General features: G+C 61.0%; 10 protein-coding genes and 4 pseudogenes. 11 read left to right on the forward strand and 3 right to left on the reverse strand.

All coding sequences use genetic code 11. The annotated features are described in order from the left end of the window. Window positions 1-14: 14 nt before the first annotated feature. Window positions 15-335, reverse strand: a complete 321-nt coding sequence (locus R3E49_RS11055; RefSeq protein WP_371295094.1) for an NAD(P)/FAD-dependent oxidoreductase — start codon at window positions 333-335, stop codon at window positions 15-17. Window positions 336-407: 72 nt separating this feature from the next. Between R3E49_RS11055 and R3E49_RS11060 the strand changes: the two genes are divergently transcribed. Together R3E49_RS11060 and R3E49_RS11065 are read left to right on the forward strand one after the other, a co-directional pair. After that, window positions 408-860, forward strand: coding sequence for a sterol desaturase family protein (locus tag R3E49_RS11060; protein WP_371295100.1), 453 nt, complete (start codon window positions 408-410; stop codon window positions 858-860). Further along, window positions 773-1,369 carry a sterol desaturase family protein gene (locus R3E49_RS11065; protein ID WP_371295241.1) on the forward strand — a complete coding sequence of 199 codons (597 nt, stop codon included), beginning with the start codon at window positions 773-775 and terminating at the stop codon, window positions 1,367-1,369. The genes R3E49_RS11060 and R3E49_RS11065 overlap by 88 nt, the downstream gene beginning before the upstream one ends. A 56-nt stretch (window positions 1,370-1,425) precedes the next feature. On the opposite strand, the pseudogene R3E49_RS11070 reads toward R3E49_RS11065, so the two are convergent. Further along, window positions 1,426-1,662 (reverse strand): annotated as a pseudogene (locus R3E49_RS11070) (phage integrase N-terminal domain-containing protein); the annotation flags it as partial. Window positions 1,663-2,624: 962 nt separating this feature from the next. On the opposite strand from R3E49_RS11070, the pseudogene R3E49_RS11075 reads away from it, so the two are divergent. After that, window positions 2,625-4,158 (forward strand): annotated as a pseudogene (locus tag R3E49_RS11075) (transposase). 363 nt (window positions 4,159-4,521) lie between these two features. Next, window positions 4,522-5,595, forward strand: a complete 1,074-nt coding sequence (ppk2, locus tag R3E49_RS11080; protein WP_371295101.1) for a polyphosphate kinase 2 — start codon at window positions 4,522-4,524, stop codon at window positions 5,593-5,595. A gap of 51 nt (window positions 5,596-5,646) precedes the next feature. On the opposite strand, the gene R3E49_RS11085 is transcribed toward ppk2, so the two are convergent. Further along, the gene (locus R3E49_RS11085) at window positions 5,647-5,823 is read right to left on the reverse strand and encodes a hypothetical protein (RefSeq protein WP_371295102.1); all 177 of its coding nucleotides are present in this window, start codon (window positions 5,821-5,823) and stop codon (window positions 5,647-5,649) included. Between the two features lie 183 nt (window positions 5,824-6,006). Between R3E49_RS11085 and R3E49_RS11090 the strand changes: the two are divergent. The 7 genes and pseudogenes from R3E49_RS11090 to R3E49_RS11120 all read left to right on the forward strand — a co-directional run. After that, window positions 6,007-7,466: pseudogene (locus tag R3E49_RS11090) on the forward strand (transposase); the annotation flags it as partial. 254 nt (window positions 7,467-7,720) lie between these two features. After that, entirely contained in the window at window positions 7,721-8,209 is a 489-nt protein-coding gene (locus R3E49_RS11095; protein WP_371295103.1) for a sulfotransferase, read from the forward strand. A 29-nt stretch (window positions 8,210-8,238) separates the two neighbouring features. After that, a complete protein-coding gene (locus R3E49_RS11100) occupies window positions 8,239-8,631 on the forward strand; it encodes a nuclear transport factor 2 family protein (protein WP_371295104.1) in 393 nt (130 codons plus the stop codon). 99 nt (window positions 8,632-8,730) lie between these two features. Further along, window positions 8,731-9,867 (forward strand): efflux RND transporter periplasmic adaptor subunit, encoded by a 1,137-nt coding sequence (locus tag R3E49_RS11105; RefSeq protein WP_371295105.1) that lies wholly within the window; start codon window positions 8,731-8,733, stop codon window positions 9,865-9,867. Window positions 9,868-9,894: 27 nt separating this feature from the next. Continuing rightward, window positions 9,895-12,951 carry an efflux RND transporter permease subunit gene (locus tag R3E49_RS11110; protein ID WP_371295106.1) on the forward strand — a complete coding sequence of 1,019 codons (3,057 nt, stop codon included), beginning with the start codon at window positions 9,895-9,897 and terminating at the stop codon, window positions 12,949-12,951. A 90-nt stretch (window positions 12,952-13,041) separates the two neighbouring features. Further along, window positions 13,042-13,290: pseudogene (locus R3E49_RS11115) on the forward strand (alcohol dehydrogenase catalytic domain-containing protein); the annotation flags it as partial. A gap of 26 nt (window positions 13,291-13,316) precedes the next feature. Then, window positions 13,317-14,852 carry a transposase gene (locus R3E49_RS11120; protein WP_371295107.1) on the forward strand — a complete coding sequence of 512 codons (1,536 nt, stop codon included), beginning with the start codon at window positions 13,317-13,319 and terminating at the stop codon, window positions 14,850-14,852. Window positions 14,853-14,922: the final 70 nt, after the last annotated feature.

A 14,922-nucleotide genomic window follows, 5' to 3' on the forward strand; every position in this document is an offset into this window, starting at 1 on the left:
CGGCAAGCGAGCGCTCAACCTTCCTTGGCCGAACGTGTTTCGAGGCCCAAAACTCGTGCCATACTTGGCCTCATGCGGTTGAATTTCCTATCCGTGGCCGGGGTGAAACGCGACAGGGCTGACTTGGCAAAACGCGGGTTGTCGCTGAGGAAATTGGCCGCCGTGACGTCCATGTTGGTGAAGTTGGCGCGGCCACCGCCCGAGATGCGGATTTTTTCGGCCACCTTTTCGCTGTGGTCCAGCACCAAAACCTTCAAACCCAATTGGCCCGCTACCCCGGCACAAAACAGGCCGGCCGCACCGGCACCCACGATCACAACATCAAAACTTTGCATGGGCTGCAGTGTATACTTTCAACGATGACGGTACCCGATACAGAGGCGCTGCATAACGAGAGAGACAAAACCATGAATCCCATTGTTTACGCCATACCCGTATTCATGCTCACCATCCTGCTCGAGGCCTGGGTGGCCCGGCGGCGCGGTGTGGCGGTCTACGACATTCCCGACGCCATCACCAGCCTGCACCATGGCCTGTTGAGCCAGGTGACCAACGCCTTCACCAAGATCGCCACGCTGGGCATCTACATCGCGGTGTATGAGGCCTACCGCTTTACCGAATGGTCCATGAGCAGTATTCCGCTGTGGATTCTGGCCCTGGTGCTGTACGACCTGTGTTACTACTGGGCGCACCGCATGGGCCACGAGGTCAATGTCATGTGGGCCTCGCATGTACACACCACTCGTCGGAGTACTACAACCTGTCTACCGCACTGCGGCAGACCTCTACCGGTGCGTTATTCGGCTGGGTGTTCTACCTGCCCCTGGCGGTGCTCGGTATCCCGTGGCAGATGCTGGTGATCGTGGGCCTGATCGACCTGCTGTACCAGTACTGGGTGCACACCGAGCTGATTGGCCGACTGGGCATACTGGATCGCATTCTGGTGACGCCCAGCAACCACCGTGTGCACCACGGCCAGAACGACTACTGCATCGACAAGAACTATGGCGGCATCCTGGTCCTGTGGGACCGTCTGTTCGGCACCTTTGCCGACGAGCGCGATGACGAGAAAATTTGCTACGGCATCCGCAAGCCGCTGCACAGCTTCAGCCCGATCAAGGGCAACCTGCACTACTACGCCGACCTGTGGCAGATGTCCCGTGCGGCAAAAGGCTGGCGCGCCAAGCTGGGTGTCTGGGTGGCGCCACCGGGCGGCTGGACCGACGAACCCATCGAACATTTCGAGCCCCGCACCTTTACCCGCTTTGATGTGCAAACCCCCGCGCCGCTGCGCCGGGTGAGCTGTTCCCGGGTCAGGTCTTTGGCCTTGCTCTGGTCGGACACAAACTGCCGGTCCGGTATCCCATAATGATCGTTGGAGCTGGCCACCACGGCCCGCTTGTTGACCTTCTCGGCCCACCAGCGCAAGGAACTCATCCGGTTCTTTATGGTCCCGGGTGAGAGATTTTGGCCCAGCCAGTGGTCCACCAGGGCCTGGATATGCTTCTGTTTGAGTGACGTGGCCTTCATCTGCCGGAAGCCCAGGTCGTGTAACTGGTTGGCGATGGAGCTTAACTGTCGCTCCCGGCCCACCCGAGTTTCAAAGCTGCCTTCGTGGCTGTGCTTGCATAACATTTTCAGTTGGTAGTTCAGGTCTCGCATAGTGCTATTTCCTTGGGTGAGTGTTTCTGATCACCTGGCAACAGAAGCTGCGCAGGCCCGCTGTGCGGTACGATCACGGGACACCAATCCCGGTTGACCTGAATGTGTCTGGCCATAGACAACACGGTGTGTTTCCTAATGGAAACTGGCCCGTGCCAACCAACGGTTATCCAGCCTGAGGCCGGAATAGATTTACCTCCTTTCTTAGAAAAACAGAACGCACTGACCGCCAGCGCGTTTGCAGGGTTGAAGAAACTGTTGAATATCCAGGGCACGAGTGCCCTGTCACCAACAGCGGTTGTGTAACAGATCCCCGTAACCAGCGGGAGAGATTGGAAGGCGCGGTACCCGGACTTGCGGCACCCGATGGTTCGAAGATGGACCCGGTCATCACTGACCGCTGCGTCACATGTGGTCCTGACTGACGCTTTCGGCGGATTCCAAAACTACCGGACTCTGCCTGCCCCGTTTGCGAATGCAAGGTGGGGTCCTCCTTGCCACTTTTCCGCAGTGGCCGCGTTTTAGTGGGTCCACTATACGAACACGGAATACGGGCGTCACAAAGAATTCGACCCGAACCGGGGTGGTTTTTCTCGGATACCTGATGTGCTGATTATCCGGAGCCGATCCGAAATTATGCATTGGCTACTCTGAAAGCAGTTTCGAGCCCGAAAATCCTCAGATACTGTTACTTTGCGGGATGCTTCCAGTGGAACCACCCCGAAATTACGTGGAGCAGGCGCGCCACTGCGTTTTTGCTCTTGAGTGCGGGCGCCCACGTCACTACCCGCATTCGCTCTGTAGTGACGTGGGCAGCGAGTGTCTTACACCTTCTTCCCCTCGGCAACCTACCGCATCGGATGAATCGCGACAGGCTCGCGGGCCACTTCGGATGTGGCATTATCCGGCCTCCCGATACAGGCTGGTTTGTTCGGTCTTCAGGTCTCCAAGGCGAAACCACCATGTTGGCACAAGGCAGGGATGGCCTTGGCAAAACCACCTACGAGCGCCATCAACCCGAGCAGACACTACTCTACCAGCTCGTCGAAGCGCACTACCCTGCCCTTGTGGACCAATTGGCTCAGCAGGGCAAATCCCTGCCAGACCATGTCCACCAGGAATTTGAGGCCTACCTGAAGTGCGGCCGCCTCGAACACGGCTTTCTCCGGGTACGCTGTGACAAATGTCATTTCGAACGACTTGTAGCGTTTTCCTGCAAGAAGCGCGGGTTCTGCCCCAGTTGTGGCGCCCGCCGCATGGCCGAGACCGCCGCCCTACTGGCCGATGAGGTGTTTCCCGATGTCCCGCTTCGCCAGTGGGTCATCAGCTTCCCCTTCCCACTGCGCTTCCTGTTTGCGGCCTACCCCCAGGCCATGGGCAAGGTGCTGCGCATCGTTTACCGGGCGATCTCCACCCACCTGATCCACAAGACCGGATTCTCGCTCAAGGATGGCGCTACCGGGGCAGTGACGTTGATCCAGCGCTTCGGCAGCGCCCTTAACCTCAACATTCACTTTCATATTTTGTTCCTGGATGGCGTCTATGTGCATCGCGACAACAGACCGCCCCGCTTTCAGCGCGTCAAAGCACCGGACAAAGGCGAGTTGGAGGAGTTGGTTCAACTGATCAGCCAGCGCGTCGGCCGCTGCCTCGAACGCCAGGGCTTGCTGGAACAGGACACCGAGAGTGCCTGGCTGGACCTCGACCCCGCCGAGGATACCGATGCCATGCCCCAGATTCTGGGTAGTTCCGTCTCGTATCGAATCGCCGTTGGTCCCCAGCAAGGGCGAAAGGCCTTCATGATTCGCACCATCCGGCCACTGGAGCGCCCCGATCCAGGACTGGAGCGGGTGGCCAAGGCCAATGGCTTCTCTGCACGCCGGTGTCAGCTGTGAGGGGCATCAAAAAGACAAGCGTGAACATCTCTGCCGGTATATTGCCCGCCCTGCCGTGGCAGTTCCCCGCCTTTCACTGAGTGCCACTGGCAAGGTGGTTTACACCCTGAAGACACCGTACCGGGATGGAACGACACAGGTGGCCTTCGACCCGGTGGATTTCATTGCGCGGTTAGCTGCTCTGGCACCAAAACCGAGGGTCAATCTCACCCGCTACCACGGCGTCCTGGCACCGAACCATCGCTGGCGAGGGCTGGTCACACCAGCCAGGCGCGGTAAAGGCATCAAGTCCATCTCCAACGCAGAAGTCCGCACATCCGCCGAGCGTCATGCCGCAATGACCTGGGCTCAACGGCTAAAGCGTGTTTTCAATATAGACATCAGGGTCTGCGCCCGCTGCGGTGGACCTGCCAGGGTCATCGCGTGTATCGAGGACCAGGACGTCATCGACCGGATCCTGGACCACCTGCGCCAGAAGGAACAGGAAACGCCGGCTCGGCCATTGCTAGTGCCACCGACCAGAGCGCCACCTGGGGCGTTGCCGCTTTTCGCTGGGAAGGATTCCAGCACAACAGCACTACACCAGCAAGGAAGCCAGTGAAAACCGCATGGCATGAGCTGTTGCGTACTCTCGTTCAGGAATGAACGGATTTGAATGGCATGCTCAACGCCGCGAACAGGGTTTTCGGGTCAATAGCAGGAAACTTCGACAGGTCAGCAGGTCCAGTCGACACAATCAGCGAGGATGTCTACTCTCGATAGGCCGTTAATATTTCCTATCCTTCGAGGCGCGCGACCGGGTGACGCCGTGAATGGTCAGCATAGGGGACTCCGCTTGGTTTTCGGGCAGGTTAGAGCGGTATCTTGTCGCGGAAAAGCGGGAATGATTTGATCCAGCGCAAGGCGTGACGGTTATATGTCGGTTATGCTCATTCGGTTTATTAAAAATTGAAAGGGAAATGCGATGCCTGATGACAGCCCGAACCATGCCGTTCTCTCCGAACCTGCTGCGGCCAGCCCGTCCGAAGGAACCGGTCCGAAGCGCTTTCCGACCGTGACCCCCGACCAGGTGCGTGCGGCCTTTGAAAGCGGCAAATATCCTTATGCCCGCCGCATCGCCCGCAAGGGTTACGAGATCGAGAAGGCGAAGCTTCAGGCCGAGCTTCTGAAGGTGCAGAAATGGGCGCTGGAGACCGGGCAGAGATTCGTCATCCTCTTCGAGGGCCGCGATGCCGCCGGCAAGGGTGGCACGATCAAGCGCTTCAACGAACATCTCAACCCGCGCTTTGCCCGGGTCGTGGCGCTGAACAAGCCCACCGACGAAGAGCGCGGGCAATGGTATTTCCAGCGCTATATCAACCATCTGCCGACCTCGGGCGAGATGACCTTCTATGACCGCAGCTGGTACAACCGCGCCGGGGTCGAGCGGGTGATGGGCTTCTGCACCCCTTCGGAATATCTGGAATTCATGCGTCAGGCGCCGGAATTCGAACGGATGCTGGCCCGTTCGGGCATCCGGCTTTACAAATACTGGTTCTCGGTCACCCGAGAGGAGCAGCGCCGCCGCTTCAAGGCGCGCGAGACCGATCCGCTGAAGCAGTGGAAGCTCAGCCCGATCGACAAGGCCTCGCTGGGGAAATGGGACGAATATACCGAGGCCAAGGAGGCGATGTTCTTCTATACCGACACCGCCGACGCGCCCTGGGTCATCGTGAAGTCGAACGACAAGAAACGGGCGCGGCTGAACTGCATGCGGCATTTCCTGTCGACGCTGGATTATCCGGGCAAGGATCCGTCCATTGCCACGCCGCCCGATCCGCTGATCGTCGGCCATGCCAGCCATGTCGTGCATGGCATGTCGCATATCCTCGATGCCAGCAGGCCGCCGCAGGCTGGGGCTGAGGCGGAAAAGCCGGCCAAGAACACGGCGCCCGCGGCGGCGAAGACAGCCGCGCCGGAAGCTGCCAAGGATGCGAAGCCCGAGGCGAAAGCCGCCGCGCCGCAAGGCGCCAATGGCGCGGCGCGCGGCAAGGGATAAGATGCCGGCCCGGGCGGACGCGCACCGTCCGCCCGGCCTGACCGGTCATTGTTACAGCCAGTCCTCGACCCCGGTCCCGGTCAGTTCCGACAGGCTGGTCAGCCCTTCCTCGGCGGCGCGCTGATCGAGGCCGCGGGCGATATCCTCGGCCAGCGAAAAGCCCTGATAGATCAGCGCCGAATAAAGCTGGATCGCGCTCGCACCGGCGCGGAGCGTGCGGGCGCCCACGTCACTACCCGCATTCGCTCTGTAGTGACGTGGGCAGCGAGTGTCTTACACCTTCTTCCCCTCGGCAACCTACCGCATCGGATGAATCGCGACAGGCTCGCGGGCCACTTCGGATGTGGCATTATCCGGCCTCCCGATACAGGCTGGTTTGTTCGGTCTTCAGGTCTCCAAGGCGAAACCACCATGTTGGCACAAGGCAGGGATGGCCTTGGCAAAACCACCTACGAGCGCCATCAACCCGAGCAGACACTACTCTACCAGCTCGTCGAAGCGCACTACCCTGCCCTTGTGGACCAATTGGCTCAGCAGGGCAAATCCCTGCCAGACCATGTCCACCAGGAATTTGAGGCCTACCTGAAGTGCGGCCGCCTCGAACACGGCTTTCTCCGGGTACGCTGTGACAAATGTCATTTCGAACGACTTGTAGCGTTTTCCTGCAAGAAGCGCGGGTTCTGCCCCAGTTGTGGCGCCCGCCGCATGGCCGAGACCGCCGCCCTACTGGCCGATGAGGTGTTTCCCGATGTCCCGCTTCGCCAGTGGGTCATCAGCTTCCCCTTCCCACTGCGCTTCCTGTTTGCGGCCTACCCCCAGGCCATGGGCAAGGTGCTGCGCATCGTTTACCGGGCGATCTCCACCCACCTGATCCACAAGACCGGATTCTCGCTCAAGGATGGCGCTACCGGGGCAGTGACGTTGATCCAGCGCTTCGGCAGCGCCCTTAACCTCAACATTCACTTTCATATTTTGTTCCTGGATGGCGTCTATGTGCATCGCGACAACAGACCGCCCGCTTTCAGCGCGTCAAAGCACCGGACAAAGGCGAGTTGGAGGAGTTGGTTCAACTGATCAGCCAGCGCGTCGGCCGCTGCCTCGAACGCCAGGGCTTGCTGGAACAGGACACCGAGAGTGCCTGGCTGGACCTCGACCCCGCCGAGGATACCGATGCCATGCCCCAGATTCTGGGTAGTTCCGTCTCGTATCGAATCGCCGTTGGTCCCCAGCAAGGGCGAAAGGCCTTCATGATTCGCACCATCCGGCCACTGGAGCGCCCCGATCCAGGACTGGAGCGGGTGGCCAAGGCCAATGGCTTCTCTCTGCACGCCGGTGTCAGCTGTGAGGGGCATCAAAAAGACAAGCGTGAACATCTCTGCCGGTATATTGCCCGCCCTGCCGTGGCAGTTCCCCGCCTTTCACTGAGTGCCACTGGCAAGGTGGTTTACACCCTGAAGACACCGTACCGGGATGGAACGACACAGGTGGCCTTCGACCCGGTGGATTTCATTGCGCGGTTAGCTGCTCTGGCACCAAAACCGAGGGTCAATCTCACCCGCTACCACGGCGTCCTGGCACCGAACCATCGCTGGCGAGGGCTGGTCACACCAGCCAGGCGCGGTAAAGGCATCAAGTCCATCTCCAACGCAGAAGTCCGCACATCCGCCGAGCGTCATGCCGCAATGACCTGGGCTCAACGGCTAAAGCGTGTTTTCAATATAGACATCAGGGTCTGCGCCCGCTGCGGTGGACCTGCCAGGGTCATCGCGTGTATCGAGGACCAGGACGTCATCGACCGGATCCTGGACCACCTGCGCCAGAAGGAACAGGAAACGCCGGCTCGGCCATTGCTAGTGCCACCGACCAGAGCCACCTGGGGCGTTGCCGCTTTTCGCTGGGAAGGATTCCAGCACAACAGCACTACACCAGCAAGGAAGCCAGTGAAAACCGCATGGCATGAGCTGTTGCGTACTCTCGTTCAGGAATGAACGGATTTGAATGGCATGCTCAACGCCGCGAACAGGGTTTTCGGGTCAATAGCAGGAAACTTCGACAGGTCAGCAGGTCCAGTCGACACAATCAGCGAGGATGTCTACTCTCGATAGGCCGTTAATATTTCCTATCCTTGCGCACCGGCACCACCATTTTGTTCGAACTGATGGCGCAAGACCCGTCCAATCGGACACCTGCGAGCTGGGAAGTCGCCAGGCCAGTGCCACCGCCCGTTGAATCGCAGTACACCGCTGACCGGCGAATCCGGTTAACCGAACTACATCTCTCAATCGCCGAGAGACTCTCCCCCGGGTTCAGGGCCATCCACGCCATTGGTGCGCGCCTGCCCCAGGAATGCGTCTACCTGTTTTCTTCGAACTTCATGAGCGAGCAGTTCGGGTACATGTATCACATCCCCGCCTACCGGCGCTGGCTGCTGGAGCAGCCGATGGCCGAAACCTACCGCTGGCATCACGATTTCCTGCAACACCTGCAAAGCGGTTTCGAGCGCGAGCGTTGGGTGCTCAAAACCCCGTCGCACCTGGCTTTTCTCGACGACCTGTTCGCTTGCTATCCCGATGCCGGTGTTGTCTGGACGCATCGCGAACCAGCTCCTTCCTGAATGCCTGTGATCGCCAGGACCCGGAGGCCGTGCGCGCCTGTTTTGCCGAGGGCGAGGTGCTGATCGACATGGACTACTTTGGCCAGTGCGGCAATCGCGACGAGTTTGTGGACGGCATCTTCGTGCCCCGGGGCTGCCATGAGTACGTGCTGGACATGCACCACTGCGCCAATCCGGAAATCGAGATCCGTGACGCGAACCGGGCCCGCGGCCTGTGGTCATTGAACTACCGCAACATCAATACCCGGGAGCAGACCCTGACCCTGCTGTCGGCGCTCTACCATGACGAGTATCGTCGTATCGATGGCGAGTGGAAGATCAGCCGTTCTCGCACCGAGTACCGCACCGTGCTCAGCTGCCGCTACGCGCCCGGTACGCTGGAGGTCGAGACCGCGGCGCGCTCGCTGGCGCCGGCAGGTTAGCGCCGCGCGGGTTGCCGTGGCGACACGGGTCACGTTTACATCCGTCTTGTGTTCTTTCGATGCTAGAATTGGCGACTGACATATAGCGGGATACTCATCATGACAATGATCAAGCCGGGCGGCCTCTGCCTGATAGTTGCCACGCTGCTGTTGGGCGCTTGCGCCCAGGAGCAGGCTGAGCTGCCAGAGCCTGCCTCGCGCCCGGTCAAGCTGTTCACCGTCGGCGGGGGCAGTAATGATGCGGTCCGCACCTTCCCCGGCCGGGTGGATGCCACGCAGCGCGCCGAGCTGGCGTTTCGCGTGGGCGGCCAGTTGCGGGAACTGCTGATCAAGGAGGGCGACCTGGTCAAGAAGGGCCAGGTGCTGGCCCGGCTGGACCCGACCGACTACGCCATCGTGGTGGAGGACCGGCGCGCGGCTTACGACAATGCTCGGCGCAATTTCGAGCGCGGCAAAGACCTCATTGAGGATGGCAACATCTCGCGCCTTGATTTTGATCGCATGGAAGCGGAGTTTCGCTCCGCCAGCGCCGCCCTGAACGCTGCGGAGCAGGACCTGGAATATACGGTACTGACAGCGCCGTTCAGTGGCCGTATCGCCCGCCGCAATGTGGAGAACTTCGAAGAAGTGGTGCCACGACAGACGGTGATCTGGCTGCAAAATATCGACGAACTGGACGTGATCATCAACTTGCCTGAATCAGTGGTGCGCAGCGTGCGTGACGAGCCCGGCCCCGACGTGGACCTGCGCCGGGGTGAAACCGCTGACTCAATACGTGCCACGGTCCGCTTCGATGGCCGCGACGACCGTGAATTTCCGCTTCGTCCCAAGGAGATTGCAACCAAGGCGGACGAGCAGACCCAGACCTTCCGCGCCACCTTCACCATGGATGCCCCGACTGACTTCAATGTGCTGCCCGGCATGACGGCCACGGTCGAGCTCGACCTGACCGGGGTGGTAACCCGCGAAAGCGTCAGGTGGGTGCCGGCGCGAGCGGTGCAGGCCGACAGCAGCATGTCGCCGCGGGTGTGGGTACTGGATCCGGACACCATGACCGTCTCCGCGCAGCCCGTGGAGATCGGGCGCATGTCCGGTCGCTCGGTCGAAATACGCGCCGGCCTGGAGGGTGGCGAGGACATTGTCGCTGTCGGTGCCCCCTACCTGGCAGAGGGAATGAAGGTCAGCCGCATGCCCAAAACGGAACAGGCCCAGCCGCGCGCCGATGAAGCGCTGTGACCTTGGCAGGCAGCGGGAGGCGCATCAATGAATATCGGTGAATACGCGGTGCGCAAACCGGTGATCACCTGGCTGCTGGTGGTGATCCTGGTCGGTGGCGGTATCTGGGCCTACCAGAGCATGGGCAAACTGGAGGATCCGCCATTCACCATCAAGATGGCGAAGATCCTGACCCAGTACCCGGGTGCCAGCGCCAGGGAAGTTCAGGAAGAGCTGACCTACCACCTGGAAGACGCCATCCAGCGTATGCCGCAACTCAAGCGCATCAAGATGTCGGTATCGCGCCCGGGACTGTCCGACATACTTATCGAGTTCAAGGACGAGTACCAGGCCGAGGACCTGCCCAACATTTTCGACGAGTTACGTCGCAAGATCGCCGACGTCAAACCCTCGCTGCCGCCGGGCGCCAACGCGCCGATCATCGTCGACGACTTCGGCGATGTCTACGGTGTGTATATGGTGCTCAACGGCGAGGGTTACAGCTGGCGCGACCTCTATGACACGGCCGAGCAGATCAAGCGACAACTGGTGCTCGTGGACGGCGTGCGCAAGGTGGTGATCGACGGCGTGCAGCAGGAGGTGGTGTACCTGGATATTTCCCGCAGCCGGCTGGCGGAGCTGGGTATCTCTCTGGAGCAGATCGCCGATGTGCTGGGTTCGCAGAACGTGGTGGTGGATGCTGGCCATGTCAGTGTGGGCAAGGACTACCTGCGTTTCAATCCCACCGGTGCCTTCCGTTCGGTGCAGGAAATGGGCGACCTGCTGATCAGTTCCAGCGAGCGCCGGCTCATCCGCCTGTCCGACATCGCCACCATTACCCGCGCCTACGAGACCGTGCCCAACAAGTTTTATTACGTGAACGGCAGGCCGGGCCTGAGCATCGGTATCTCCATGTCTAACGGAGAAAACGTGGTCGCGGTAGGCCGGCGCCTGGATCGCAAGATGCATATGTTGCTGTCGGAGATTCCCGTCGGGATGGCGCTGACCTCGGTGTACGACCAGCCGGAAGAAGTGAAGAACTCGGTAAGCGGCTTCCTGGTCAGTGTAGGGCAGGCGGTCGCCATTGTGATCGTGGTGCTGCTGCTGTTTATGGGGTTGCGCACCGGCCTGGTCATCGGTGCGGTGCTGTTGATCACGGTGGCCGGCACACTGCTGGTCATGCACATCTACGAAATAGAACTGCAGCGTATTTCCCTCGGGGCGCTGGTTATCGCCCTGGGCATGCTGGTGGACAACGCCATCGTGGTTGCCGAGGGTATGCTGGTGCGCATGAACGGCGGTATGCGCCCCGAACAGGCCGCCAGGGAAGCCGTGGGCAAGACCATCTGGGCGCTGCTTGGCGGTACCGCCATCGGTATTCTCGCGTTCTCTGCCATCGGCCTGTCCCCTGACAACACCGGGGAATTCGCCAGCTCGCTGTTTTACGTGATCCTGATCTCACTGGCGCTGAGTTGGGTGACCGCCATCACCGTTACCCCCTTGTTGTGTGCGCTGTTGCTCAAGCCAGGGGCGGATGCGGCGGACAAGGACCCTTACGAGGGCAAGTTGTTCGTGATCTACCGCGGCCTGGTCAGCAGGGCGGTGGACCACCGCTGGCTGACCCTGGGCATCGTCGTGGCGCTGTTCGTTGCCGCCGCGCTGGGCTTCAGTCGGGTGAACAGCGGTTTCTTCCCTGACTCCAACACGCCCCTGTTCTTCGTCGACATCTGGGAGCCCGAGGGCACCGACATCCGCGCCACGCGCGATGACACGGTGCGCGTCAGCGAGTTTATCCGCCAGCAGCCCGGGGTGGTGCAGACCACCTCCGTGGTCGGTGGGCCGCACCAGCGCTTTACCCTGGTGTATGACTCCAAGGAACCCTCGCCGGTCTACGGGCAGGTGATCGTGCGCACCGAGACGCTGGCGCAGATAGAGGAGGTGTGGGCGGCGACGGAGGACTACCTGCACAGCGAGATGCCCTGGACCGACCCGATCATCAAGCCGATGCGTATCGGGCCGGGGCGCGATGCCAAGATCGAGGCGCGCTTTTCCGGGCCCGACGAGACTGTGCTGCGCAAACTCTCTGAAGAGGCCCAGCGCATTATGCGTGAGGACGGGTTCGCCACCGACATCCGCGACGACTGGCGCTCGCCAGTGAAGGTTGCGGTGCCGGTGTTTAACGAGCAGGTGGGCAGGCAGCTGGGCGTGGATCGCGAATCCCTCGGCGATGCCCTGCGCTACGCGTTTGAGGGCTCGCGGGTGGGGGTCTACCGCGACGGCATCCGCCTGCTGCCGATAGAGCTGCGCGCGCCCGCCGAGGAACGCGGGGATATCGATAACGTGCGCGATATCCAGGTGTGGAGCCCGGTACTGGGGCGTTCCGTGCCGGCGTCGCAGGTGGTATCGCGCTACGAGACGCGCCTGGAAAATGCGGTGATCCGCGGCCGGGATCGCATCCAGACCATTATCGCTTCCTGTAACCCGGTGCAAGAGTCCGCCACCGAACTGCTGGCGCGGCTGCGGCCGGAGATCGAGGCGATCGAGCTGCCCATCGGCTACCACCTGGAGTGGGGCGGTGAGTTCGAGGATTCGCAGAATGCCCAGGCCGGCCTGGTGCGCTCGCTGCCCGTGGGATTCCTGCTGATGATCCTCACCAGTATTTTCCTGTTCGGTAAGCTGCGGCAGCCGGCGATCATCTGGGCCACCGTGCCCCTGGCTATCGTGGGTATTACCGCGGGCCTGCTGGCCACCGGCGGGGCGTTTGACTTCATGTCGCTGCTGGGCGCGTTATCCTTGGTGGGGCTGTTGATCAAGAATGCCATCGTGCTGATCGATGAGACCGACCAGCAGATCGCCGACGGCAAGGAGCCCTACACGGCGATACTGGATTCAGCGGTGAGTCGCCTGCGGCCGGTGATGCTGGCCGCCGGCACCACGATTCTCGGGTTGATACCGCTGTTGTCCGACGTGTTTTTCGTCAACATGTCGATCACTATCATGGCGGGCCTGGGTTTTGCATCGCTCCTGACACTGACCATCGTACCCACGCTGTACGCGATTTTTTTCCGCATCAAGAAACCGGAGCAGGCACCGCAGGAGGCCTGATCGAATGCGGCGGGGCCGTCTGGTTGGGCGGCGCTCCAGCAGGCATACTCTGGCGATAAATGGGTTACAGGGAGTAAACCGATGCGAGCGATGGTATTTGAGGGCGTGGGGCAGCCGCTGGTGGAGCAGGAGGTGCCGACCCCCGAGCCCGGCAGTGGCCAGCTGCAACTGCGGGTGACCGCCTGCGGTATCTGCCGCACCGACCTGCACGTGGTCGATGGCGATCTCACCGAGCCGGTGCTGCCGCTGATCCCCGGGCACCAGATTGTCGGTGAGATTACCTCGCTGGGCACGGGTGTCGCGGGGTTCCGGCTTGGCCAGCGCGTGGGCGTGCCCTGGCTTCAGGTCTCCAAGGCGAAACCACCATGTTGGCACAAGGCAGGGATGGCCTTGGCAAAACCACCTACGAGCGCCATCAACCCGAGCAGACACTACTCTACCAGCTCGTCGAAGCGCACTACCCTGCCCTTGTGGACCAATTGGCCCAGCAGGGCAAATCCCTGCCAGACCATGTCCACCAGGAATTTGAGGCCTACCTGAAGTGCGGCCGCCTCGAACACGGCTTTCTCCGGGTACGCTGTGACAAATGTCATTTCGAACGACTTGTAGCGTTTTCCTGCAAGAAGCGCGGGTTCTGCCCCAGTTGTGGCGCCCGCCGCATGGCCGAGACCGCCGCCCTACTGGCCGATGAGGTGTTTCCCGATGTCCCGCTTCGCCAGTGGGTCATCAGCTTCCCCTTCCCACTGCGCTTCCTGTTTGCGGCCTACCCCCAGGCCATGGGCAAGGTGCTGCGCATCGTTTACCGGGCGATCTCCACCCACCTGATCCACAAGACCGGATTCTCGCTCAAGGATGGCGCTACCGGGGCAGTGACGTTGATCCAGCGCTTCGGCAGCGCCCTTAACCTCAACATTCACTTTCATATTTTGTTCCTGGATGGCGTCTATGTGCATCGCGACAACAGACCGCCCCGCTTTCAGCGCGTCAAAGCACCGGACAAAGGCGAGTTGGAGGAGTTGGTTCAACTGATCAGCCAGCGCGTCGGCCGCTGCCTCGAACGCCAGGGCTTGCTGGAACAGGACACCGAGAGTGCCTGGCTGGACCTCGACCCCGCCGAGGATACCGATGCCATGCCCCAGATTCTGGGTAGTTCCGTCTCGTATCGAATCGCCGTTGGTCCCCAGCAAGGGCGAAAGGCCTTCATGATTCGCACCATCCGGCCACTGGAGCGCCCCGATCCAGGACTGGAGCGGGTGGCCAAGGCCAATGGCTTCTCTCTGCACGCCGGTGTCAGCTGTGAGGGGCATCAAAAAGACAAGCGTGAACATCTCTGCCGGTATATTGCCCGCCCTGCCGTGGCAGTTCCCCGCCTTTCACTGAGTGCCACTGGCAAGGTGGTTTACACCCTGAAGACACCGTACCGGGATGGAACGACACAGGTGGCCTTCGACCCGGTGGATTTCATTGCGCGGTTAGCTGCTCTGGCACCAAAACCGAGGGTCAATCTCACCCGCTACCACGGCGTCCTGGCACCGAACCATCGCTGGCGAGGGCTGGTCACACCAGCCAGGCGCGGTAAAGGCATCAAGTCCATCTCCAACGCAGAAGTCCGCACATCCGCCGAGCGTCATGCCGCAATGACCTGGGCTCAACGGCTAAAGCGTGTTTTCAATATAGACATCAGGGTCTGCGCCCGCTGCGGTGGACCTGCCAGGGTCATCGCGTGTATCGAGGACCAGGACGTCATCGACCGGATCCTGGACCACCTGCGCCAGAAGGAACAGGAAACGCCGGCTCGGCCATTGCTAGTGCCACCGACCAGAGCGCCACCTGGGGCGTTGCCGCTTTTCGCTGGGAAGGATTCCAGCACAACAGCACTACACCAGCAAGGAAGCCAGTGAAAACCGCATGGCATGAGCTGTTGCGTACTCTCGTTCAGGAATGAACGGATTTGAATGGCATGCTCAACGC

Origin of the sequence: Haliea sp. (assembly GCF_041395985.1) — a bacterium.
Classification (GTDB): domain Bacteria; phylum Pseudomonadota; class Gammaproteobacteria; order Pseudomonadales; family Halieaceae; genus Haliea.